Source organism: Scandinavium sp. M-37 (genome assembly GCF_043558715.1).
Lineage (GTDB): Bacteria > Pseudomonadota > Gammaproteobacteria > Enterobacterales > Enterobacteriaceae > Scandinavium > Scandinavium vulneris_A.
This window is the reverse complement of record NZ_JBIGIN010000001.1, coordinates 19,757-41,244: the sequence shown is the minus strand read 5'-3', so window position 1 is coordinate 41,244 and position 21,488 is coordinate 19,757. Positions and strand designations below refer to the sequence as shown.

The following is a 21,488-nucleotide window of genomic DNA, read 5'->3' as shown; positions in this document are numbered from 1 at the left end:
CATGCTGACTACGATTCGCAAACATGGCATCACGCTGGCGCTTTTCGCCGCCGGTGCCACCGGGATGACGGCCATCATTAACCAGATGACCAAAAGCACCATTGACACGCAGTCCGCCAAACAGCAGATGGCGCTGTTCGATCAGGTGGTGGCGCAAGATAGCTATAATAACGACTTGCTGAAAAGCTGTTATGTTCTGAACGCACCGGAACTGGGCAAAGGCAGCCACAAAATTTATATCGCCCGTAAAGACGACGCCCCGGTCGCGGTAGTGATGGAAGCGACAGCGCCGGACGGTTATTCCGGTGCCATTCAGCTGCTGGTCGGAGCCGATTTTAACGGTACAGTGCTGGGTTCGCGCGTGACGGAGCATCATGAAACGCCAGGTTTAGGCGATAAGATTGAACTGCGCCATTCCGACTGGATAACCCGTTTTGCCGGAAAAGTGATCCACTCAGCAACTGACAGCCAATGGGCGGTAAAGAAAGACGGCGGTGAATTTGACCAGTTTACCGGGGCGACCATCACCCCGAGGGCCGTGGTGAACGCCGTCCAGCGTGCCGGACTGTTTGCGCAAACGCTGCCGCAGCAGATTAACGAACTTAGCCCCTGTGAAGAGTAAATCATGAGCGAAATCAAAGACGTTATTGTTCAGGGATTATGGAAAAACAACTCATCGCTGGTGCAACTGCTGGGCCTGTGCCCGCTGCTGGCGGTGACCTCCACGGCAACCAACGCCCTTGGGTTGGGACTGGCCACCACGCTGGTATTAACCCTGACGAACCTGTTTGTCTCCCTGCTGCGCCGCTGGACGCCGTCGGAAATCCGTATTCCGATTTACGTGATGATTATTGCCTCAGTGGTGAGCTCGGTGCAGATGCTGATCAACGCCTATGCGTTTGGGCTGTATCAGTCGCTGGGTATTTTTATTCCGCTGATCGTGACCAACTGTATCGTGGTTGGTCGTGCCGAAGCGTTCGCCGCTAAAAAAGGCCCGATGCTGTCGGCCCTGGACGGTTTCTCAATTGGTATGGGTGCCACCTGTGCGATGTTTGTCCTGGGCTCAATTCGTGAAATTCTCGGTAACGGCACGCTGTTTGATGGCGCTGATGGCCTGCTCGGCGGTTGGGCCAAAGCCCTGCGCATTGAAGTTTTCCATACCGATACGCCATTCCTGCTGGCGATGCTGCCTCCGGGGGCGTTCATTGGTTTGGGAATGCTGCTGGCGATTAAATACGTCATCGATCAGCGCGCGAAGCAGAAAGCCAGCACCGTACGTAACCATTGTGAAGTTGCACCGGATGTGAAAACCACGCCAGGGAAAGCTTGATGAATAAAGAGAAGCGTCACCAGATCCTCACCCGATTACGTGACAACAATCCGCACCCGACCACGGAACTGAACTTTACCACCCCGTTCGAACTGCTGATTGCGGTTCTACTCTCAGCGCAGGCGACCGACGTTAGCGTTAACAAAGCCACCGCCAAACTTTATCCGGTGGCGAATACGCCAGAAGCGATACTGGCACTCGGCGTGGACGGGGTGAAAGAGTACATCAAGACTATCGGCCTGTTTAACAGCAAGGCCGAAAACGTGATTAAGACCTGTCGGATCCTGATTGAACAACATGGCAGCGTCGTACCGGAAGACCGCGCGGCGCTGGAGGCGCTACCGGGCGTCGGGCGTAAAACCGCCAATGTGGTGCTGAACACCGCCTTCGGCTGGCCAACGATTGCAGTGGATACGCATATCTTCCGCGTGTGCAACCGCACCAATTTCGCACCGGGTAAGAACGTTGAGCAGGTAGAAGAGAAGCTGCTGAAAGTGGTTCCTGCCGAGTTTAAAGTCGACTGCCATCACTGGTTCATTCTGCACGGACGTTATACCTGCCTCGCTCGCAAACCGCGCTGCGGCTCCTGCCTGATTGAAGACCTCTGCGAGTTTAAAGAGAAAGTCGATATCTAATCCTGTTTCAACGCCGTGTCGCGGCCCGGCGTTCTCCCCGTTTTATTGTCCATAATACCCCCTCACTCCTGACGTATGATCCGGCCAGCTATCGTTCAGACAGGTTAATTGTTTTTTTCCAACTGAAATTTCTATACAAATGTGACACAGATCACTTCGATAACACCACGTTAAAACGATGTTACAAAATCGAAGCTAAGCCTTTGCTGATGCAGCGGTTAACTGTTTTTTAACCAGACATATCACCACTATTTTTCGGATTATTGGCCTATATGACTGCCCATCAATCAAAACAGCAGAACATATCGCCATTAGGCCAGAAAATCGGCACCTTTTTAGTGAAAAAAACCAGAAGAATCGAAACAGCGAAGTTAAACGCTGAATAACATTTAGATGAACGGACGATTATAACGCCCTCGTTATGTGTAACAGAGTATTACAAACCCCTTGTGTGATTGTCCTGGATAGTGAACATTACCTGCCGTTTTCCCCTCCAAGAATAACTATAAGGCGGATGTCAAAACGAACGTCACGCCCACGAACCCCGTTAATATGGGATGTAAAAAAAGAGGTATATGTGTCTACTGCAAACAATAAACCAACAGAAAGCGTGAGTCTGAACGCTTTCAAACAACCGAAATCTTTCTATCTCATTTTCTCAATTGAACTGTGGGAACGCTTTGGTTACTACGGCCTTCAGGGCATTATGGCCGTTTACCTGGTTAAACAACTGGGTATGTCCGAAGCGGATTCTATTACGCTGTTCTCCTCTTTCAGCGCACTGGTGTATGGTCTGGTCGCTGTAGGCGGCTGGCTGGGTGATAAAGTGCTGGGTACCAAGCGTGTCATTATGCTGGGTGCTGTTGTGCTGGCGATTGGTTATGCGCTGGTGGCCTTCTCGGGTCACGATGCCGCCGTCGTGTATATGGGTATGGCAACTATCGCTGTGGGTAACGGCCTGTTTAAAGCCAACCCATCCGCCCTGCTTTCTACCTGTTATGATAAAGATGACCCACGTCTGGACGGTGCATTCACCATGTACTACATGTCCATCAACATCGGTTCTTTCTTCTCTATGCTGGCAACCCCGTGGCTCGCTGCAAAATACGGCTGGAGCACGGCGTTTGCGCTGAGCGTAGTGGGTATGTGTATTACCGTGGTGAACTTTGCGTTCTGCCAGAAATGGGTGAAAAGCTACGGTTCCAAGCCTGACTTTGCCCCGGTTCACATGGGTAAACTGCTGGCCACCATCGTTGGGGTTGTGGTTCTGGTGACCATTGCAACCTGGCTGCTGCACAACCAGGGTATCGCTCGTATGGTTCTGGCCGTGGTCGCTCTGGGTATCATCTGCCTGTTCGCGAAAGAAACCTTCGCGATGAAAGGTGCCGCGCGTCGTAAAATGATCGTGGCTTTCATTCTGATGGTTGAAGCGATTGTGTTCTTCGTGCTGTACAGCCAGATGCCAACCTCTCTGAACTTCTTCGCTATCCGTAACGTTGAGCACTCCATTCTGGGTATCGCGTTCGAGCCAGAGCAGTATCAGGCCCTGAACCCGTTCTGGATCATGATTGGTAGTCCAATCCTGGCCGCTATCTATAACAAGATGGGCGACCGTATGCCGATGCCGCACAAATTCGCCTTCGGTATGATCCTCTGTTCTCTGGCCTTCCTGGTGCTGCCACTGGGTGCCAAGTTCGCAACCGACGCGGGTATTGTGTCCGTTAACTGGCTGATTCTGAGCTATGCGCTGCAGTCTATCGGTGAGCTGATGATCTCCGGTCTGGGCCTGGCGATGGTTGCACAGCTGGTTCCACAGCGTCTGATGGGCTTCATCATGGGTAGCTGGTTCCTGACCACTGCCGGTGCAGCAATCATCGCGGGTAACGTGGCTAACCTGATGGCGGTTCCGGAAAATGTGACTGACCCACTGCTGTCCCTGCACGTCTACGGTGATGTGTTCATGAAGATTGGTATCGCCACTGCGGTTATCGCGGTACTGATGCTGCTGACTGCACCGAAACTGAATCGCATGACTCAGGAAGATGATGCCGCAGACAAAGCCCGCGAAACGGCAACTGCATAACATTCATCGGGAAACCGAATAAAAAAAGCCGCTGACACGTTCAGCGGCTTTTTTTTTATCTGCGGGCGAACTAGGATGGGTGACACATCTGTGTCTTAAGGAGTTCGTCATGAAATTGTTCTATAAACCCGGCGCCTGTTCCCTTGCTTCTCATATCACCCTGCGTGAGAGCGGCATGGATTTTTCGCTGGTTGGCGTTGATCTCGCGAAAAAGCAGCTGGAAAATGGGGAAGATTATTGGCAGGTCAACCCAAAAGGCCAGGTGCCTGCCCTGCTGCTGGACGACAATATCCTGCTGACCGAAGGCGTGGCGATCATGCAGTACATCGCGGACACCAAATCTGATCGCCAACTGCTGGCCCCGGCGGGGAGTATCGCTCGATATAAGACGCTGGAATGGCTCAATTTCATTGCCACCGAACTGCATAAGGGCTTCACGCCGCTGTTCCGTCCGGACACACCTGAAGATTTCAAACCGACCGTACGTGCGCTGCTGGAGAAAAAGTTCAGCTATGTGAATGACGCCCTGCGTGACGGGGAATGGATCAGCGGGGCACGCTTCACCATTGCCGATGCCTACCTGTTTACCGTCCTGCGCTGGGCGCGGGCAGTTAAACTGGATCTCAGCGGTTACAAGAACATTGAAGATTACATGGCTCGCGTGGCAGCCCGTCCAGCGGTTACCGCAGCATTGGCGGCAGAAGGCTTAAATTAAGACATTGGCCCGATAAGCGTGAGCGCCATTGGGCATTAAAAAAGGCCGCATACGCGGCCTTTTTCATGTGCACGTCAGGGAAGATTACTTCCAGCACACCAGGCAGTAGTTCTTCTTACCGCGACGCAGCAGCGTGTAACGTCCGTACAGCAGATCGCTTTCAGCGAAAGTGTATTCCGGGTCAATCTGCTTCTCACCGTTAATGGTGACCGCGTTAGAGGCGATCGTTTTGCGCGCCTGACCGCGGGACGGCTGCAGCTCAGAATCCACCAGCGCTTGAATCAGGTCAGCGCCCTTCTCCATTTCGACCATCGGCACGCCATCCTGCGCCAGCTGCTCGAAATCGGCTTCGCTCAGGCCGCTCAGGTTGCCGTTAAACAGGCTTTCAGTGATGCGTTTTGCCGCCACCAGGCCTTCTTCGCCATGCACCAGACGGGTAACCTGTTCGGCCAGCACGTACTGCGCGCGCGGTGCTTTGCCGCTGTTCTTGTCTTCTTCTTCCAGGGCATTAATTTCAGCAATGTCCATGAAAGTGAAGAACTTCAGGAAGCGATACACGTCCGCATCCGCAGTGTTGATCCAGAACTGGTAGAACTTGTACGGACTGGTTTTCTTCGGATCCAGCCATACCGCGCCGCCTTCGGTTTTACCGAATTTGGTGCCGTCGGATTTGGTGATCAGCGGAACGGTCAGACCGAACACCTGATTCTGGTGCAGACGACGGGTCAGGTCGATACCGGAGGTGATATTACCCCACTGGTCAGAACCGCCGATTTGCAGCGCCACGCCGTGCAGTTTGTTCAGGCACGCGAAGTCATAACCCTGCAACAGGTTGTAGGAGAATTCGGTAAAGGAGATCCCCTGGTCATCACGGTTCAGACGCTGTTTAACCGCTTCCTTGTTGATCATTTGGTTAACAGAGAAGTGTTTACCGATATCACGCAGGAAGGTCAGCACGTTCATGCCGCCGAACCAGTCATAGTTGTTGGCCGCGATGGCAGAATTGCTGCCGCAGTCGAAATCGAGGAACGGTGCTACCTGTTTGCGGATTTTATCCACCCATTCCTGCACGGTATCTTCGGTGTTCAGCTTACGCTCGGCCGCTTTGAAACTCGGATCGCCGATCAGGCCAGTTGCGCCGCCCACCAGAGCCACAGGCTTATGGCCCGCTTCCTGGAAGCGTTTCAGGCATAACAGGGGAACGAGATGCCCCAAATGCAAGCTGTCAGCGGTAGGATCGAAGCCGCAATAGAGCGCGATCGGGCCCTGCGCCAGTCGCTCTGCTAACGCTTCCTCGTCCGTCACCTGGGCCACCAGGCCCCGCTCTTGCAATTGTTTAATCAAGTTACTGCTCGCCATCAAAGTCTCCATGTATAAAACAGACTGCACCTTAGCCGGTACACGACGTTTCGCAAGATGCGAAAGGCTCATAGAATAAAACGCCAGCCCGTGATGTGCCAGCGCTTAACGCAACAAAATGCGCGATTATGGCGCGAGTCGGTCGATTTTCCAGGCGTCGTTTTCACGCTGGTACATAAATCTGTCGTGCAGGCGATGTTCACCCCCCTGCCAGAACTCCATCGACTCAATGCTGATACGGTATCCCCCCCAGAAACTCGGCAGCGGCACTTCGCCCTGTTGGAACTTTTGTTTGAGCTCAAGGAATTTGCTTTCGAGGATCCCACGGGCCGAAATGCGGCTGGACTGCTTCGAAACCCAGGCGCCAATCTGGCTATCACGTGGACGACTGTGGAAATACTTCACCACTTCAAGCGTTGAGAGACGTTCGGCCTTGCCGGTGACCATCACCTGTCGCTCCAGCATGTGCCACGGGAAGAGCAGGCTGATACGCGGGTTTTGTTCCAAATGATGCGCCTTACGACTGCCGAGGTTGGTATAGAACACCAGCCCTTTTTCGTCGTAATGTTTGAGTAAAACGATACGCTGATACGGCTGACCGTTTTCATCCACGGTCGCCACGACCATGGCCGTCGGGTCGGCAAGTTTGGCCTCGCAGGCCTGCCCCAGCCAGCGTTCAAAAAGTGCCAGCGGTTCAGCGGGAAGATCGCGGCGGCGCAGGCCGCCACGGGTATACTCACGGCGCAGATGCGCGATTTGCTGCAGGGAGTCGTTGTCAGACATGGCGTTTTCGAAGTTGTCTTCAGGTGACGCTATTGTGCGCCGCCGTCAGCAAAATCTCAACGCTTCGGATTTTGTAACTGACAGTTATTCAGTACGATACGGTCACGTTTGTAGACCGTTGCGCTGTCGCCTTTCGACCAGAAGACATAAATGCCGTCGGTATAGCGTGCCCCCGAGGCGGAGATGCCCTGGGTCAGCGTCTGCTGCTGGTTATCGTAGATGAAATCGACCTGCTGACGAGTATTGTTCAGGTGAACGGTCAGCGGTTTTTCATCACACTGGTATTCAAGGGTGTCGGTGTGCATCCGCTCGACGAACTGGTTGTAGTAGCTACATCCAGAGAGCATTAGAGGTGCTATCAGTGGTACTACAGCGAGGAGATTTTTTTTCATTGGCTTGCCTATTAGACTGTCCCGGTCCCGGAGGGCAGTTGCCCTCCCTAAACGTAGCTATTCTATCGGCATTGACATCACGACTCTGTCAGTTAACTCTGATTCTGCGACGGATTCGCAGGGAAAATGGCCCCCAGCACCGTTGGCGTGCTAGCCCCGGTGACAGACGGTAAATTACCCGGCAGCCCGGCCAGCGTACGCCAGGCAAGCCATGCGAAGGCCAGGCCTTCCATATCGTCGCCGCTGACCCCCGCTTCGTCGGTGGTCGAGACCTCAGTACCCGGCAGCAACGCGGCCAGACGCGCCATCAGCAACGGATTACGACTGCCTCCGCCGCACACCAGCAGACGTTCACAGCCACCGCTCAGCAACACCTGCTCGCTGATAGTCACAGCGGTCAGTTCAGTCAGGGTGGTCATCACATCTTTCGCCGCCACCCCCGGGTGTTTGGCTAACTGACGCTCGAGCCAGCCATAGTTGAAATATTCGCGCCCGGTGCTTTTCGGGGCAGGTAATGCAAACCACGGGTCGCTGAGCATTTCCTGTAACAACGGCAGACTGATTTTTCCCGTGTTCGCCCATTCGGCATCTTTGTCATACGGTTTTCCGCACTGACGCCAAATCCACGCGTCCATCAACATGTTACCCGGCCCGGTATCATGACCTTTGACCGGCAGCCCAGGACTCAGCATTGACAGATTGGCGATCCCGCCGATATTGAGCACAATGCGACGCTCGTGCGGCACAGCCAGCAGGGCGTGATGGAATGCCGGAACCAGGGGCGCACCCTGCCCGCCCAGGGCGATATCACGGCGGCGGAAGTCACCGACCACCGTGACGCCAGTGCGAGCAGCAATAATATTGTTGTCACCGATTTGCAGCGTATGCGGGGCATCGCCGTCCGGCTCGTGCCATACCGTTTGCCCATGACAGCCAATGGCCACGATATCGCTGGCCGACAGCTTTTCCTGCGCCATCAGCGCCTGGACGGCGTCAGCGAACAAATGTCCGAGGCGCGTGTCGAGCTGTCCGTACTGCGACAGGGTCAGCTGTTGTCCCTGGCAAATAGCGAGGATGGCTTCCTTGAGCACAATCGGAATGGGGTATGAGAGGCTGGCCTGCTGCGCCACCATGTTATCGTCCATCGCGGCAAGAACCACATCTACACCGTCAAGGCTGGTGCCCGACATCACACCAATATAGCGACCCGATTTCATACGCCTTCCTGAGTTCGTGACTGAGAGCCACACTGAATCATAAAGTCGTTCTTAATGCCATGATCCGCTGACGAAATTTAAGAATTCGCGGTCTGAATAGGTGTCCGGTCCCGGTTGCAAGCCTTTAACGCAACGGCTGTTTACACAAGGTTGAGCACAAAGAGACTACAATTTTGTGTAGATCCTCGCAGAACATATGACCTGTAGTACATAAATGCCATATAATTGCGGTGACGGATGCTCTCAAGAGCGTTACTTGTGAACAGGAGATTCATAAATGATGTTACGTGTATTGGCCGTTTCAATGATTGGGTTCACGCTTGCCGGTTGTGTCAGCAGCAGCGGCCTTTCCGGAGACGTTTATTCCGCATCCGAAGCCAAACAGGTTCAGAATGTGACCTACGGGACGATTGTCCATACTCGTCCGGTACAGATTCAGGGCGGTGATGACTCTAACGTCATCGGCGCAATCGGTGGTGCGGTACTGGGTGGCTTCCTCGGGAATACCGTGGGCGGCGGAACCGGTCGTTCATTGGCAACCGCCGCGGGCGCTGTCGCAGGTGGTGTAGCGGGCCAGGGCGTTCAGGGTGCAATTAACAAAACCCAGGGCGTAGAGCTGGAAATCCGTAAAGACGATGGTAATACCATCATGGTGGTGCAGAAACAGGGTGCAACCCAGTTCTCTGCCGGGCAACGTGTCGTGATGGCCAGCAATGGCAGCCAGGTGACCGTTTCCCCTCGCTAATTATCCGGCGTAGGGCACCCATAAAAAAAGGCCCTGATTCAGGGCCTTTTTTGTTATTCAGGTCTGAGCGCTAGTCTTTGGCCTGCAGTTCGTTGATGTTCTGCTCCAGCTTACAAATAAGCCCCAGCAGCAAATCCAGTTCCTCAGGCGAGATGCCCGCGAGAATTTCCCCCCGCGTTTTACGAATCACTGTTTCCATATCTTCGATCAGTGGCTCGGCTTTCTCAGTCAGTTTAATACGTTTAGCACGACGGTCATTAGCACAGGTCTGACGCGAAATCAGGCCCTTCTCTTCCAGCTGATCCAGGGTACGAACCAGTGAAGGCTGCTCGATACCAATCGCTTTAGCCAGTTGAATTTGCGACTGTTCCGGGGGTAGCTGATGTATGTTATGCAGCGTAACCCAGTGAGTCTGCGTTAATTCCAGAGGTTTCAGGCGATGGTCAATCAGAGCACGCCAAATGCGCACCAGCCGTGCCAGATCAGAACCCAGTGGCGATTCCAATTTCATCTCCTTATAATTAGCTTGCTAAGTTATTATACTGATTTTAGAATAGTGTGCAGCATTTAAATGCCCAAAACAAATGTATTGCCTCATCCCCGCTAACGGACGGGATGATTTACACTAATGACTATACTGGCGCATCGCAGCCCTCTGCCGCACTATTGGATTTGCAAAGGATTTTTGCTCGTGAAGCTGACGCTTAATACTCCGGGACTTCCCCTGCAGGATTTGATTGTTGGGGCCTCAATCTATTTTCCCCCACTGTTCAAAGCGGTGATTCTGGGCTTTCTTATCTGGCTGCTCGCCCATCGCCAGCTGCGCGACTGGATGTACGCAGGTGACGTCTGGCACCCTCTCTTAATGGATCTTTCCCTGTTCGCGCTGGCGGTCTGCCTGGCGCTGGTTCTGATTGTGGCGTGGTAACTCACTCAATGAAAAAACTGAAATATTTCTCCACGCTGCTGGTCGCGGCCCTGGCGCTGGTTGCCGTCTGGCTGGTCTGGAATTACTACATGCAGTCTCCGTGGACGCGTGACGGCAAAATTCGCGCCGAACAAGTCAGCATCACCCCGCAGGTTTCCGGGAGCATCATCGAACTCAACGTCAGGGATAACCAGCAGGTAAAAGCCGGGGATGTACTGTTCCGTCTCGATGCCACGCCATTTCGCATTGCGGTGATGACCGCCCAAGCCCAGCATGCCAAAGCGTTGTCAGATATGGCGAAAGCGAAATCTGATTGGAATAAAGCCCAGTCAGATATGGACAAGGCCCGTCGTGAAGCCGACCGTCGCCGTAATTTACCGAAAAACTTTATTTCTGCCGAAGATCTCGACACCGTCAATAACGCCCTGAAAACGGCGACCGCTAACGCCGAAGCCGCGAAAGCCAGCGTCGCCGCCGCCAAAGCCAGTGCCGATGCGGCTAACGCGGCTCTGGAACACGCCAACTGGCAGCTGGCGCAAACCGACGTCAAAGCGCCAGTTGATGGCTGGGTCACTAACCTGTCGACCCGCACCGGCGATTACGCCGCCGTCGGCCACCCGGTATTTGCGCTGGTCGATAGCCATTCGTTTTATGTCGTCGGCTATTTTGAAGAAACCAAACTGCGTCATATCCGTCCTGGCGGCGCGGCCAGCGTGGTGCTCTACAGTAACGGACAAACGTTACAGGGTCACGTCGCCAGCATTGGACGCGCCATCTCAGACCAGAGCGTCGGCCCGGAAGGCAGCCTGATCGCTGACGTCAAACCGACCATTCCTTGGGTGCGACTGGCTCAGCGCGTGCCGGTTCGCATCGAATTCGATAAGCTGCCAGAAGATATCATTCTGGTTGCGGGGACCACCTGCACCGTCTCGATCGGCGGCCAGTAATGAATTTACAGGCGCTAACCTGGCGGTCGCTGCCGTGGGTGAAAGCCACGCGCCCGCAATGGCGGTATGCCTTACGTAATGGCATCGCCATGTGTCTGGCCCTGAGCTTTGCCTATTACATCAATCTGGATCAGCCTTACTGGGCCATGACCTCTGCGGCAGTCGTCAGCTTTCCGACCGTTGGCGGGGTTATCAGTAAAAGCCTGGGGCGTATTGCCGGGAGTCTGTTGGGGGCCTGCGCGGCGATTTTAATTGCCGGGCACACCATGACCGACCCGTGGCTGTTTCTGTTCGGGCTGTCGGCCTGGATTGCCTTATGCACCTGGGTCTGCGCGATGTATCTGAACAACGTCGCCTATGCGTTCCAGCTTGCAGGCTATACCTGTGCGATTATTGCCTTCCCGATGGTCAATCTGGTGGATGCCACACATCTGTGGGATATCGCCCAGGCTCGCGTATGTGAAGTGATTCTCGGTATCGTGTGTGGGGCGCTGATGATGATGATCATGCCGAGCACCTCTGATGGCACCACGCTGTTGACCGCGCTAAAGAACATGCATGCCCGTATTTTGGAACATGCCAGCCTGCTGTGGCAACCGGAAACCACCGATGCGATTCGTACCGCGCATGAGAGCGTTATTGGCCAGATCCTGACCATGAACCTGCTGCGCATTCAGGCATTCTGGAGCCATTACCGCTTTCGCCGCCAGAACAGTCTGCTCAACTATTTGCTGCACCAGCAGTTGCGCATGACCAGCGTGATTTCCAGCCTGCGCCGGATGCTGATTAACTGGCCAGAACACCCCACCAATACCCGCGAGGTACTGGAAAAATTACTCGCCGAGCTGGCGAAGCCTGGCGCAAACGCCTATAGCGTGGCCCGGATAATCGCCCCGCTGGCCCCGCGCGACCCAATGGATTACCGGCATCAGGCATTCTGGCAGCGCCTGCGTTATTTCTGCCGCCTGTATCTGACCTCCAGCCGCTGGCTGAAACGGCTGGAAAATGCTTCGGCGATCACCGAGTTTGATGTGCCCGCTGCACCCGCACTGACTCGCCGGACTGACCATGCCGAGGCGTTATGGAATGGGCTGCGCACCTTCTTCGCCCTGATTATGGTTGGTGCCTGGACCATTAATACCCAGTGGACGTCCGGCCCTGCGGCACTGACCCTGGCGGCCATTTGCTGCGTGCTCTTTTCTATCTCGCCCTCACCGTTCAATTCCCTGACCTTGCTGCTGCGCACCCTGCTGCTGCTGTCGCTATTCAGCTTCGTGGTCAAGTTTGGCCTGATGGTGCAAATCAGTGACCTCTGGCAATTCCTGCTGTTTCTGTTCCCCCTGCTGGTCACTATGCAGCTGTTCAAACTGCAAATGCCGAAGTACGCCGGGCTGTGGGGACAACTGGTGGTGTTTATGGGATCGTTCATTTCGGTGACTAACCCGCCGGTGTATGATTTTGCCGGTTTCCTTAACGATAACCTGGCCAAAATTATCGGCGTGGGGTTGGCTTGGCTAGCCTTCGCGGTGCTCAAACCGGGCTCGGATGCACGTAAAAGTCGCCGCCATATTCGCTCGTTACGGCGTCACTTTGTCGATCAGCTCAGCCGTCGTCCGCAGCAGAGCGAACATGAGTTTGAATCGTTGGTTTATCATTACATCAGCCAGCTGAGTAACAGCCAGGATGCGCTCTCCCGCCGGTGGCTTCTGCGCTGGGGGGTGGTATTACTCAACTGTAGCCATGTGGTCTGGCAATTGCGAGACTGGGAAACCCGTTCTGACCCGCTGGAGCGAGTGCGCGACCTGTGTATTAGCCTGCTGCGCGATGTGATGAGCGAGCGTGGCGTCCAGCAGCGTCCGCTGGCCTCGGCATTAAGCGAATTAAAAAGAATTTATGAAGCGTTGGGCCACCATCATCAGCCTGCCGCCAGAGAACTGGCGGCGATTATCTGGCGTTTGTACTGTTCACTGTTGCAGCTAGAACAAGCGCCGGTTGCGGGTACAATCGAGGAACGGGCTACTTAATTACCCCGCAGGCAAAACGCGCCCCGCCACCGCCAAGTGGTTTTGGCTGATCGGCCATATTATCCCCGCCGACGTGGACCATCAGGGCTTTGCCTTTCACCTCATCCAGTTTTTTCAGCCGCGGAGCCAGCACGGGCTGCGTGGCTTTTCCGTCATTGTTCACCACCAGCACCGGCAAATCGCCGAGGTGCCCCATGCCGTTTGGCCCTTCATGCTTGCCTGAATGATCGGGATCGAGATGACCACCTGCTGATTCGGCGGCGCTGGCTTTGCCCTCTTTCAGAGCGGGCTGGCAGCTGCCGTTGGCATGAACATGAAAGCCATGCTCACCGGGCGGTAAGGCTTTGAGATCGGGGGTAAATTCGAGGCCTTTCTCAGTTTCGGTGATTTTCACTTCGCCGATCGACTGTCCGACGGTTTGCGGGGTGACGAGATTCATCTCCACTTCGGTACTGGCGGCATAGGCGCCGGTTGAAATGGCCAGAGTCAGTAAGGTAAGAGTGATGCGCTTCATAGTACCTCCAAAATAAAGGTTCCTGATAAGTCTAAACCAGGAACACTTTTTTGGTCGGAACGTTAGCGCAAAGCAGAATTACGGCACGTCGTAACCGAGTGCGGCCTTGCGAATGCGGAACCACTGCTGACGGGTCATTTCAAGGTTTTCAGCGGCGATCGCCGAACGTACGCGTTCAATCTTACCGGAACCGATGATCGGCAGCGGCTGGGAAGGCAGGCGCATCACCCAGGCGTAAACCACCTGTTCAATGCTTTCGGCGTTGAGTTCGGTCGCGACTGTCGTTAGCTCATCACGCAGAGGCTGATATTTCTCATCGTTGAACAGGCTCCCACCGCCCAGACAAGACCACGCCATTGGGCGCACGCGTAGCTGTTGTAGCTGGTCGAGCGTGCCGTCAAGCAGCAGCGGCTGATGCACCGGAGAGAGTTCAACCTGGTTGGTCGCCAGGGTAAACGGCAGCCGTGATTGCAGGAGGGAGAACTGGGCTGGCGTGAAGTTGGAGACGCCGAAATGACGCACTTTGCCGCTCTGGTGCAGCGCGGTAAAGGCTTCCGCCACCTCGTCGGCATCCATCAGTGGATCCGGGCGGTGGATCAGCAGCAGGTCCAGTTGGTCAATGGCCAGATTGGTCAACGACTGCTCGGCGCTGCGCACGATATGGTCTTTGTCGGTGATGTAATGCCCAATGGCGTTTTCCGCCCGCGCGGTGGTCGCTATCCCGCATTTGCTGACCACTTCCATACGTGAACGCAGGTGCGGGGCCAGCTTCATGGCTTCGCCGAAGGCCGCTTCGCACAGGTAGCCGCCATAAATATCGGCGTGATCGACCGTCGTCACCCCGAGATCAAGATGTTGTTCAATAAAGCTAACCAACTGCTGCGGGGACATGTTCCAGTCCATCAGACGCCAGTAGCCCATCACAAAGCGGGAGAATTCCGGGCCATTAGGCGCGAGAGTAATACGCTGAACCATACAAGCTTCCTCAACAGAAAAATTTCATCGAGTATACGCACATTTAGGGTCAAAACAGTGAAGGCTGATCAGGTTCTTCAGGAGAAAGGGTTTTGTTTGCGCGGATTTTGCGCAGCAGACGTTGGCGGCAGAGGCGCAGCACCTCTTGCTTTTGGGCATCGTTGAAATGTTGCCAGTTGAAACGCTCGTCACGGCTACGCATACAGCCCCGACAATAGCCGCGTTCATCAGACTGACAAATACCCCGGCACGGGCTTTGTACCGGGAAAAACTCCAGTTGTTCTGCCACACCGCCCCCTGTCATTCGCTTACTCTCATTGAAGCCTGATATCGCTCATCCTGCAACTGCCAAACACTTTTCGCTTGCATTAGACCAATCGGTCTACTACATTAAGCCCCATGAACAAACACACCGAACATGATACTCGCGAACATATCCTCGCCACCGGCGAACGGTTATGTATGCATCGCGGCTTTACCGGAATGGGATTGAGCGAACTGCTGAAAACGGCGGAAGTGCCGAAAGGCTCGTTTTATCACTATTTCCGCTCTAAAGAAGCATTTGGTGTGGCGTTGCTTGAGCGTCACTACGCCGATTACCACTGCCGTCTGGCTGAGCATTTTGCCCACGGTGAAGGCAACTACCGTGACCGCCTGCTGGCTTACTATCAGCATACCCTGACCCAGTTTTGCCAACAGGGCATTATCAGCGGTTGTCTGACGGTGAAACTCTCCGCCGAGGTGTGTGACCTCTCGGAAGTGATGCGCACCGAAATGAACAAAGGGGCCAGCCAGATTATTATCCTGCTGAGCCACGCGCTTGAAGAAGGCCGCAAAGAGAAGAGCCTCACCTTCTATGGTGATGCCCATACCCAAGCCGAGGTGCTGTACTCTCTGTGGCTGGGGGCGAATCTTCAGGCCAAGATTTCACGCAGTGCGACGCCGCTGGAAAGCGCGCTCGAACATGCGAAGACTATGATTGCCGCGCCTGCCGTATAATCAGGCGTTTTTATTTCACGAATCACTAGACGACCGGTCTACTCAGGAGTTCTTATGTCACAACAGAAACTGTTCACCCCGCTGAAGGTCGGCGCCGTTACTCTGCCTAATCGCGTACTGATGGCCCCGCTGACACGCCTGCGCAGCATTGAGCCGGGTGACATCCCTACCCCGCTGATGGGTGAATACTATCGCCAGCGCGCCAGCTCCGGTCTGATTATCTCCGAAGCTACGCAGATTTCTGCCCAGGCGAAAGGCTACGCTGGCGCACCCGGCCTGCACAGCCCGGAACAAATCGCGGCATGGAAAAAAATCACCGCTGGCGTTCACGCTGAAAACGGCCTTATGGCAGTTCAGCTGTGGCACACCGGGCGTATTTCGCACAACAGCCTCCAGCCTGGCGGCCAGGCACCGGTTGCCCCTTCAGCGCTGAGCGCTGGCACCCGTACCTCCCTGCGTGATGCCAATGGAAACGCGACCCGTGAAGATACCTCTGTCCCGCGCGCGCTGGAGCTAAGTGAGATCCCAGGCATCGTGGATGACTTCCGTCAGGCTGTCGCTAATGCACGCGAAGCAGGCTTCGACCTTGTCGAACTGCACTCTGCGCACGGCTACCTGTTGCACCAGTTCCTGTCGCCTTCCGCTAACCAGCGTACCGACCAGTACGGCGGCAGTATCGAAAATCGCGCCCGTCTGGTACTGGAAGTGGTTGATGCCGTCAGCAAAGAGTGGAGTGCCGATCGCATTGGTATCCGCGTGTCGCCAATTGGTTCCTTCCAGAACACTGACAACGGCCCGAACGAAGAAGCCGATGCGCTGTATCTGATTGAAGAACTGGGCAAACGTGGCATTGCTTACCTGCACATGTCCGAGCCAGACTGGGCAGGCGGTCAGCCGTATACCGAAGAATTCCGTCGTAAAGTACGTGAACGCTTCCACGGCCCGATTATCGGGGCCGGTGCCTACACCCCTGAAAAAGCGGAAGACCTGATTGCCAAAGGCCTGATTGACGCGGTGGCGTTTGGTCGTGCCTACATCGCTAACCCGGACCTGGTTGCACGTCTGGAGCGTAAAGCGGAACTCAACCCGCAACGTCCGGAAAGCTTCTACGGCGGTGGCGCGGAAGGCTATACCGATTACCCGACGCTCTAATCCCCTGATTGATTGATAGCGGCGGGTATCCGCCGCTATACTGATATTCCTGTTTTACGAACAAGACCTTAAGGGAAAGAGAATGCGCCTACTTCACACCATGCTGCGCGTTGGCGACCTGCAACGCTCTATTGATTTCTACACCAAGGTGCTGGGCATGTCGCTGCTGCGCACCAGCGAAAACCCGGAATACAAATACTCTCTGGCTTTCGTCGGTTACGGCCCGGAGAGCGAAGAAGCGGTTATCGAACTGACCTATAACTGGGGCGTCGACAGCTATGAGCTGGGTACCGCCTATGGTCATATTGCACTGAGCGTTGATGATGCAGCAGAAGCCTGCGAGCGCATCCGCAACAACGGCGGCAACGTCACCCGCGAAGCGGGTCCGGTAAAAGGCGGCAGCACCGTCATCGCCTTCGTAGAAGATCCTGACGGCTACAAAATCGAACTGATTGAAGCTAAAGACGCTGGTAAAGGTCTGGGTCATTAAGGTTCATGGGTGCTAAGGCACCCTTTTTTTACTCCCGCCTCTGCTGCAACCGCTGGCAAAATTTGCCATAATGCGCGCTACTTTTTGTAAGCCTAAGAGATCCTGATGTCCGACAACGCTCAACGTAATGCACTGTGCGACCGCTTCCGTGGTTTTTATCCTGTAGTCATTGATGTAGAAACCGCAGGCTTTAACGCCAAAACGGATGCGCTGCTTGAAGTGGCCGCCGTGACGTTGAAGATGGACGAAGACGGCTGGCTGATGCCGGACAGCACACTGCATTTTCACGTTGAACCGTTTGAAGGGGCAAATCTGGTCCCTGAAGCGCTGGCGTTTAACGGGATCGACCCCAACGATCCTGAACGTGGTGCCGTCAGCGAGTACGACGCCCTGCATGCCATTTTTAAAGAAGTACGCAAAGGGATGAAGGATCAGGAGTGTAACCGTGCGATCATGGTGGCGCACAACGCTACGTTCGATCACAGCTTTATGATGGCCGCTGCCGAGCGGGCCGGGCTGAAGCGCAACCCATTCCATCCGTTCGTCACCTTCGATACTGCAGCATTAAGCGGCCTGGCATTAGGCCAAACCGTGCTGTCGAAAGCCTGCCTCGCGGCGGGGATGGAATTCGATGGTAACCTCGCGCACTCTGCCCTGTATGACACCGAACAAACCGCGCAGCTGTTCTGCGAAATCGTCAACCGCTGGAAGCGCCTCGGCGGCTGGCCGTTGCCGATGCCAGAAAACGCAGAATAAAAAAAAGCGACCATTGGTCGCTTTTTTATTGCCAGACAAAGACTTACTCAGCAGGCTGCTCGTCGTCTTTATGCTTAGCCGCCGTCTCTTTGATAAGCGTCTGCAGTTCACCGCGCTGGTACATCTCAATCAGAATGTCACAGCCGCCAACCAGTTCGCCATCCACCCACAGCTGCGGGAAGGTTGGCCAGTTAGCGTATTTCGGCAGCTCGGCACGGATGTCCGGGTTCTGCAGGATATCGACGTAGGCAAAGCGCTCGCCACAGGCAGACAGCGCCTGAACCGCCTGAGCGGAAAAACCACAGCTTGGCAGCTTCGGGGAACCTTTCATATACAGAAGGATTGGGTTTTCAGCGATTTGGCTTTGGATTTTCTCAAGAGTGGTGCTCATGTCTTGCTTCCTTAAACTTCTTTTTATGACTGTAGTCAATCAGTGTAACGCCAACGACTGCTGTCAGAAAATAACATTTTGTTCACGCAAATGCATTTTACCTCTGGCGTTGTGAAGTTGCCTTAAAAATATGCCTTTATCGGCCGCGCCGCCCGTAGCTTGAGCATTTTCCGAGCACCTTATGCCAACGTTGACGCATTTTTTTGCAGTCGCTAACGAAACAGCGCATCAGATACAAAAAGTATATTAACAATTAGTGTTTTTATGCATTAGAATCGATTCGTTTTGTCAATCATACCCAGGCATGAGTGTTTGCCTGCCTAACAGAGGAATGCTCAGTGGCGCGAATAAATAAATTCTCGATCACGCTCTGCGCTTTACTGTTTACATCGCTGTCGATGACCCCTTTGTCTCATGCGTCTGAACAGGCGCGGCCTTCTGCTTCTCAGAAATCGCACCAGACTAAATCAGACCGCAAAAAGAAAACCACCAGCAGCAAAAGCAAAACCACCGCGAAAAAGAAAACCAGCACCGTTAAGCAGAAAACGGCCGCCAAAAATAAAACCCCTTCCGCCGTCAGCAAAACCGCCTCTTCTCGAAAAACCCGTAGCCCCGCATTAAAAACCGCCTCGGCAAAAATGGTGCAGAAATGCACTGTGCGTAAAGGCCATAAAAAGAAATGCGTTAATGAAGAAGTGAAGCCGCTGACCATTGCGGATGCGCACAAAGCCCGTGTGCAGAAAGCGCAAAAAACGGCAATGAATAAATTGATGGGCCAGATTGGCAAACCGTATCGGTGGGGGGGATCGTCGCCACGTACCGGTTTCGACTGCAGCGGTCTGGTTTATTACGCCTATAAAGATCTCGTGAAATTCCGTATTCCACGCACCGCGAATGAAATGTACCATCTGCGCGATGCCCGTTCCGTTGACCGTGGCGAGCTGCAAAGTGGCGATTTGGTATTCTTCCGCACCCGTGGCCGCGGCACTGCCGATCATGTTGGGGTGTATGTGGGGAATGGAAAATTCATCCAGTCACCACGATCCGGTCGCGATATCCAGATTACCTCTCTGAGCGAAGATTACTGGGCAAACCATTATGTCGGCGCGCGGCGCGTGATGACGCCGAAAACGATTCGCTAACCCCTACCCTGTCGTGAAAGCGACGGGGTAAGTTCCTCTTTAGCCACATCTTTTAATTTGCTACCCTATCCCTACTCAATACATGGCTATTGGGTATTAATAACAATAGGGAGAATAAGCAATGTCATTCGAATTACCTGCATTACCGTATGCAAAAGACGCCCTGGCGCCACACATTTCCGCTGAAACACTGGAATACCATTACGGCAAGCATCACCAGACCTATGTCACTAACCTCAACAACCTGATCAAAGGCACCGCTTTTGAAGGCAAAACCTTAGAAGAGATCGTGCGCACTTCCGAAGCAGGCGTGTTCAACAACGCCGCACAGGTATGGAACCACACCTTCTACTGGCACTGCCTGGCACCTAACGCCGGTGGCGAACCCACCGGCGAGGTCGCGGCCGCCATTAACGCAAGTTTTGGTAGCTTTGCCGAATTCAAAGCGCAGTTCACCGATGCAGCGGTTAAAAACTTCGGCGCTGGCTGGACATGGCTGGTGAAGAAAGCGGACGGCAAACTGGCTATCGTGTCCACGTCTAACGCGGGTACCCCGCTGACCACGGATGCTAAACCGTTGCTGACCGTAGACGTCTGGGAACATGCGTATTACATCGACTACCGTAACGCCCGCCCGAACTACCTTGAGCATTTCTGGGCGCTGGTAAACTGGGAATTTGTTGCTAAGAATCTGGCCGCATAATTTCTGGCCCGGCGGGTAGACCTCTCCCGCCGGGCATATTCTTAATGGCTTGAAAACGCTTCTTCCGGTTGACGACGCCCACTAAACAGCACCACCAACAGGGCGATACCGGCAATAATCGCGCCCATCACCGGCACAAAGCTGTAGCCGAGACCGCCGGAAATTACCGCCCCGCCCGCGGCCGCGCCCAGCGCATTCCCCAGATTGAACGCCCCGATATTCACCGATGACGACAGGCCAGGCGCTTCATGGGCCACGCGCATAACGCGCATTTGCAACGGAGGCACCACCGCGAAGGTCGCGGCACCCCAGACAACCATGCTCACGGCCGCGCCAATTTCGCTCTGCGCCAGCCATGGAATCGACACCATGATAACAATCAGCAGCAACAAGAAGCCTTTCAGCGTGCCGGTCACCGAACGGTCGGCAAACTTGCCGCCCAGATAGTTACCCAGCGAGAAACCAACCCCAATCAATACCAGCATCGCGGTAATAAACAGCGGAGATGCCGACGTCAGGGTATGCAGCACTGGCGAAATGTAGGTGTACAGGGTGAACATCGCGCCTGCGCCGAGCACGGTGGTCAACAGGGCCGTCAGCACCTGTGGACGCATCAGCACCGACAGTTCCTGTTTCACATTCGGGCGTTCACCGCTGCTACCTTTTGGCAGTGAGAACCACAGACTGAGCATCGCCACCAGGCCCAGACCAGCCGTTGCCAGGAACGACATCCGCCAGCCGATGGTTTCCCCGAGCCAGGTTGCCGCCGGAACCCCGCCGATGTTGGCGACAGTCAACCCCATAAACATGGTTGCCACCGCGCTAGCCTGTTTGTGTTTCGGCACAACGCTGGCGGCCACTACCGAGCCAAGTCCAAAGAATGCCCCGTGGTTCAGGCTGGTAATAATGCGCGACAGCAGCAGCGTGGTGTAATCCGGCGCGATAGCCGAGAGCACATTACCGAGAGTGAAAATCGCCATCAGGAAAATAAGCGCATTACGCCGTGCGCGATGGGAGAGCAGCAGCGTCATCAGCGGTGCACCGACCATCACACCAATGGCATAAGCACTGATCAGCATTCCCGCCACGGGAATAGAGACATCGACGCCTTTGGCAATCACCGGCAGCAGGCCCATCGGCGAAAACTCCGTGGTGCCTATGGCAAACGCCCCTATCGCTAAGGCCAGCAGGGGAAAATTGATTTTCAT

The 21,488-nt window shown here is 54.6% G+C and carries 25 protein-coding genes; 15 read left to right on the top strand and 10 right to left on the bottom strand.

Going from position 1 to position 21,488, the window contains the following annotated elements; genetic code table 11:
* Nucleotide 1: 1 nt before the first annotated feature.
* From rsxG to gstA, 5 genes are all read left to right on the top strand, one after another.
* Entirely contained in the window at nucleotides 2-622 is a 621-nt protein-coding gene (gene rsxG, locus ACG0Z5_RS00235; RefSeq protein ID WP_394444751.1) for an electron transport complex subunit RsxG, read from the top strand.
* A gap of 3 nt (nucleotides 623-625) precedes the next feature.
* Nucleotides 626-1,330 (top strand): electron transport complex subunit E, encoded by a 705-nt coding sequence (locus tag ACG0Z5_RS00230; protein WP_394444750.1) that lies wholly within the window; start codon nucleotides 626-628, stop codon nucleotides 1,328-1,330.
* Nucleotides 1,330-1,965, top strand: a complete 636-nt coding sequence (nth, locus tag ACG0Z5_RS00225) for an endonuclease III (protein WP_394444749.1) — start codon at nucleotides 1,330-1,332, stop codon at nucleotides 1,963-1,965. The genes ACG0Z5_RS00230 and nth overlap by 1 nt, the downstream gene beginning before the upstream one ends.
* Before the next feature lie 577 nt (nucleotides 1,966-2,542).
* Nucleotides 2,543-4,048 (top strand): dipeptide/tripeptide permease DtpA, encoded by a 1,506-nt coding sequence (gene dtpA / locus ACG0Z5_RS00220; protein WP_394444748.1) that lies wholly within the window; start codon nucleotides 2,543-2,545, stop codon nucleotides 4,046-4,048.
* 109 nt (nucleotides 4,049-4,157) lie between these two features.
* On the top strand, nucleotides 4,158-4,763 hold the full coding sequence (gene gstA / locus ACG0Z5_RS00215) for a glutathione transferase GstA (protein WP_394444747.1): 606 nt from the start codon (nucleotides 4,158-4,160) through the stop codon (nucleotides 4,761-4,763).
* Between the two features lie 84 nt (nucleotides 4,764-4,847).
* On the opposite strand, the gene tyrS is transcribed toward gstA, so the two are convergent.
* The 4 genes from tyrS to anmK form a co-directional block, all read right to left on the bottom strand.
* Nucleotides 4,848-6,122: a tyrosine--tRNA ligase gene (gene tyrS, locus ACG0Z5_RS00210; protein WP_394444746.1), complete on the bottom strand. Its 1,275-nt coding sequence runs from the start codon at nucleotides 6,120-6,122 to the stop codon at nucleotides 4,848-4,850.
* Between the two features lie 126 nt (nucleotides 6,123-6,248).
* Entirely contained in the window at nucleotides 6,249-6,905 is a 657-nt protein-coding gene (gene pdxH, locus ACG0Z5_RS00205; protein WP_319630538.1) for a pyridoxamine 5'-phosphate oxidase, read from the bottom strand.
* Nucleotides 6,906-6,961: 56 nt separating this feature from the next.
* Nucleotides 6,962-7,297, bottom strand: coding sequence for a C-type lysozyme inhibitor (gene mliC / locus ACG0Z5_RS00200; RefSeq protein ID WP_394444745.1), 336 nt, complete (start codon nucleotides 7,295-7,297; stop codon nucleotides 6,962-6,964).
* Between the two features lie 92 nt (nucleotides 7,298-7,389).
* On the bottom strand, nucleotides 7,390-8,514 hold the full coding sequence (gene anmK / locus ACG0Z5_RS00195; protein ID WP_394444744.1) for an anhydro-N-acetylmuramic acid kinase: 1,125 nt from the start codon (nucleotides 8,512-8,514) through the stop codon (nucleotides 7,390-7,392).
* A 277-nt stretch (nucleotides 8,515-8,791) separates the two neighbouring features.
* Here anmK and slyB point away from each other — a divergent pair, with 277 nt between their 5' ends.
* On the top strand, nucleotides 8,792-9,259 hold the full coding sequence (gene slyB / locus ACG0Z5_RS00190; RefSeq protein ID WP_394444743.1) for an outer membrane lipoprotein SlyB: 468 nt from the start codon (nucleotides 8,792-8,794) through the stop codon (nucleotides 9,257-9,259).
* Nucleotides 9,260-9,329: 70 nt separating this feature from the next.
* Here the strand turns inward: slyB and slyA are convergent, their stop codons facing one another.
* Nucleotides 9,330-9,770: a transcriptional regulator SlyA gene (gene slyA / locus ACG0Z5_RS00185; protein WP_394444742.1), complete on the bottom strand. Its 441-nt coding sequence runs from the start codon at nucleotides 9,768-9,770 to the stop codon at nucleotides 9,330-9,332.
* A 180-nt stretch (nucleotides 9,771-9,950) separates the two neighbouring features.
* Between slyA and ACG0Z5_RS00180 the strand changes: the two genes are divergently transcribed.
* The 3 genes from ACG0Z5_RS00180 to ACG0Z5_RS00170 are packed head-to-tail and all read left to right on the top strand — an operon-like array spanning nucleotide 9,951 to nucleotide 13,158.
* Nucleotides 9,951-10,187, top strand: coding sequence for a DUF1656 domain-containing protein (locus tag ACG0Z5_RS00180; RefSeq protein WP_319630590.1), 237 nt, complete (start codon nucleotides 9,951-9,953; stop codon nucleotides 10,185-10,187).
* Nucleotides 10,188-10,195: 8 nt separating this feature from the next.
* Complete coding sequence (locus ACG0Z5_RS00175; RefSeq protein ID WP_394444741.1) at nucleotides 10,196-11,134, top strand: biotin/lipoyl-binding protein; 939 nt, start codon at nucleotides 10,196-10,198, stop codon at nucleotides 11,132-11,134.
* Nucleotides 11,134-13,158, top strand: coding sequence for an FUSC family protein (locus ACG0Z5_RS00170; RefSeq protein WP_394444740.1), 2,025 nt, complete (start codon nucleotides 11,134-11,136; stop codon nucleotides 13,156-13,158). The genes ACG0Z5_RS00175 and ACG0Z5_RS00170 overlap by 1 nt, the downstream gene beginning before the upstream one ends.
* Here the strand turns inward: ACG0Z5_RS00170 and sodC are convergent.
* The 3 genes from sodC to ACG0Z5_RS00155 all read right to left on the bottom strand — a co-directional run bounded on the left by sodC (nucleotide 13,151) and on the right by ACG0Z5_RS00155 (nucleotide 14,936).
* Nucleotides 13,151-13,672, bottom strand: coding sequence for a superoxide dismutase [Cu-Zn] SodC (gene sodC / locus ACG0Z5_RS00165; protein ID WP_394444739.1), 522 nt, complete (start codon nucleotides 13,670-13,672; stop codon nucleotides 13,151-13,153). The two genes, ACG0Z5_RS00170 and sodC, sit on opposite strands and share 8 nt — an antisense overlap.
* A gap of 78 nt (nucleotides 13,673-13,750) precedes the next feature.
* On the bottom strand, nucleotides 13,751-14,647 hold the full coding sequence (locus tag ACG0Z5_RS00160) for an aldo/keto reductase family oxidoreductase (RefSeq protein ID WP_394444738.1): 897 nt from the start codon (nucleotides 14,645-14,647) through the stop codon (nucleotides 13,751-13,753).
* Between the two features lie 49 nt (nucleotides 14,648-14,696).
* Complete coding sequence (locus ACG0Z5_RS00155) at nucleotides 14,697-14,936, bottom strand: DUF1289 domain-containing protein (protein WP_394444737.1); 240 nt, start codon at nucleotides 14,934-14,936, stop codon at nucleotides 14,697-14,699.
* A 110-nt stretch (nucleotides 14,937-15,046) separates the two neighbouring features.
* On the opposite strand from ACG0Z5_RS00155, the gene ACG0Z5_RS00150 reads away from it, so the two are divergent.
* From ACG0Z5_RS00150 to rnt, 4 genes are all read left to right on the top strand, one after another.
* Nucleotides 15,047-15,646 carry a TetR/AcrR family transcriptional regulator gene (locus ACG0Z5_RS00150; protein ID WP_394444736.1) on the top strand — a complete coding sequence of 200 codons (600 nt, stop codon included), beginning with the start codon at nucleotides 15,047-15,049 and terminating at the stop codon, nucleotides 15,644-15,646.
* A 54-nt stretch (nucleotides 15,647-15,700) separates the two neighbouring features.
* On the top strand, nucleotides 15,701-16,798 hold the full coding sequence (locus tag ACG0Z5_RS00145; RefSeq protein ID WP_394444735.1) for an alkene reductase: 1,098 nt from the start codon (nucleotides 15,701-15,703) through the stop codon (nucleotides 16,796-16,798).
* A gap of 82 nt (nucleotides 16,799-16,880) precedes the next feature.
* Nucleotides 16,881-17,288 (top strand): lactoylglutathione lyase, encoded by a 408-nt coding sequence (gene gloA / locus ACG0Z5_RS00140; protein WP_394444734.1) that lies wholly within the window; start codon nucleotides 16,881-16,883, stop codon nucleotides 17,286-17,288.
* Between the two features lie 105 nt (nucleotides 17,289-17,393).
* Nucleotides 17,394-18,044, top strand: a complete 651-nt coding sequence (rnt, locus tag ACG0Z5_RS00135; RefSeq protein ID WP_319630551.1) for a ribonuclease T — start codon at nucleotides 17,394-17,396, stop codon at nucleotides 18,042-18,044.
* Between the two features lie 43 nt (nucleotides 18,045-18,087).
* On the opposite strand, the gene ACG0Z5_RS00130 is transcribed toward rnt, so the two are convergent.
* Nucleotides 18,088-18,435 (bottom strand): Grx4 family monothiol glutaredoxin, encoded by a 348-nt coding sequence (locus ACG0Z5_RS00130; protein ID WP_319630552.1) that lies wholly within the window; start codon nucleotides 18,433-18,435, stop codon nucleotides 18,088-18,090.
* A 338-nt stretch (nucleotides 18,436-18,773) separates the two neighbouring features.
* On the opposite strand from ACG0Z5_RS00130, the gene ACG0Z5_RS00125 reads away from it, so the two are divergent.
* Both ACG0Z5_RS00125 and sodB read left to right on the top strand, forming a co-directional pair.
* Nucleotides 18,774-19,577 (top strand): C40 family peptidase, encoded by an 804-nt coding sequence (locus tag ACG0Z5_RS00125; protein WP_394444733.1) that lies wholly within the window; start codon nucleotides 18,774-18,776, stop codon nucleotides 19,575-19,577.
* 121 nt (nucleotides 19,578-19,698) lie between these two features.
* Entirely contained in the window at nucleotides 19,699-20,280 is a 582-nt protein-coding gene (sodB, locus tag ACG0Z5_RS00120) for a superoxide dismutase [Fe] (protein WP_319630554.1), read from the top strand.
* Between the two features lie 41 nt (nucleotides 20,281-20,321).
* On the opposite strand, the gene ACG0Z5_RS00115 is transcribed toward sodB, so the two are convergent.
* A complete protein-coding gene (locus ACG0Z5_RS00115; protein WP_394444732.1) occupies nucleotides 20,322-21,488 on the bottom strand; it encodes an MFS transporter in 1,167 nt (388 codons plus the stop codon).

Bases quoted from the DNA above. Each gene is read 5' to 3' on its own strand.
- rsxG (WP_394444751.1), top strand. From the start codon at position 2: ATGCTGACTACGATTCGCAAACATGGCATCACGCTGGCGCTTTTCGCC.
- ACG0Z5_RS00230 (WP_394444750.1), top strand. From the start codon at position 626: ATGAGCGAAATCAAAGACGTTATTGTTCAGGGATTATGGAAAAACAAC.
- nth (WP_394444749.1), top strand. From the start codon at position 1,330: ATGAATAAAGAGAAGCGTCACCAGATCCTCACCCGATTACGTGACAAC.
- gstA (WP_394444747.1), top strand. From the start codon at position 4,158: ATGAAATTGTTCTATAAACCCGGCGCCTGTTCCCTTGCTTCTCATATC.
- tyrS (WP_394444746.1), bottom strand. From the start codon at position 6,122: ATGGCGAGCAGTAACTTGATTAAACAATTGCAAGAGCGGGGCCTGGTG.
- pdxH (WP_319630538.1), bottom strand. From the start codon at position 6,905: ATGTCTGACAACGACTCCCTGCAGCAAATCGCGCATCTGCGCCGTGAG.
- mliC (WP_394444745.1), bottom strand. From the start codon at position 7,297: ATGAAAAAAAATCTCCTCGCTGTAGTACCACTGATAGCACCTCTAATG.
- anmK (WP_394444744.1), bottom strand. From the start codon at position 8,514: ATGAAATCGGGTCGCTATATTGGTGTGATGTCGGGCACCAGCCTTGAC.
- slyB (WP_394444743.1), top strand. From the start codon at position 8,792: ATGATGTTACGTGTATTGGCCGTTTCAATGATTGGGTTCACGCTTGCC.
- slyA (WP_394444742.1), bottom strand. From the start codon at position 9,770: ATGAAATTGGAATCGCCACTGGGTTCTGATCTGGCACGGCTGGTGCGC.
- ACG0Z5_RS00175 (WP_394444741.1), top strand. From the start codon at position 10,196: ATGAAAAAACTGAAATATTTCTCCACGCTGCTGGTCGCGGCCCTGGCG.
- ACG0Z5_RS00170 (WP_394444740.1), top strand. From the start codon at position 11,134: ATGAATTTACAGGCGCTAACCTGGCGGTCGCTGCCGTGGGTGAAAGCC.
- sodC (WP_394444739.1), bottom strand. From the start codon at position 13,672: ATGAAGCGCATCACTCTTACCTTACTGACTCTGGCCATTTCAACCGGC.
- ACG0Z5_RS00160 (WP_394444738.1), bottom strand. From the start codon at position 14,647: ATGGTTCAGCGTATTACTCTCGCGCCTAATGGCCCGGAATTCTCCCGC.
- ACG0Z5_RS00150 (WP_394444736.1), top strand. From the start codon at position 15,047: ATGAACAAACACACCGAACATGATACTCGCGAACATATCCTCGCCACC.
- ACG0Z5_RS00145 (WP_394444735.1), top strand. From the start codon at position 15,701: ATGTCACAACAGAAACTGTTCACCCCGCTGAAGGTCGGCGCCGTTACT.
- gloA (WP_394444734.1), top strand. From the start codon at position 16,881: ATGCGCCTACTTCACACCATGCTGCGCGTTGGCGACCTGCAACGCTCT.
- rnt (WP_319630551.1), top strand. From the start codon at position 17,394: ATGTCCGACAACGCTCAACGTAATGCACTGTGCGACCGCTTCCGTGGT.
- ACG0Z5_RS00130 (WP_319630552.1), bottom strand. From the start codon at position 18,435: ATGAGCACCACTCTTGAGAAAATCCAAAGCCAAATCGCTGAAAACCCA.
- sodB (WP_319630554.1), top strand. From the start codon at position 19,699: ATGTCATTCGAATTACCTGCATTACCGTATGCAAAAGACGCCCTGGCG.
- ACG0Z5_RS00115 (WP_394444732.1), bottom strand. From the start codon at position 21,488: ATGAAAATCAATTTTCCCCTGCTGGCCTTAGCGATAGGGGCGTTTGCC.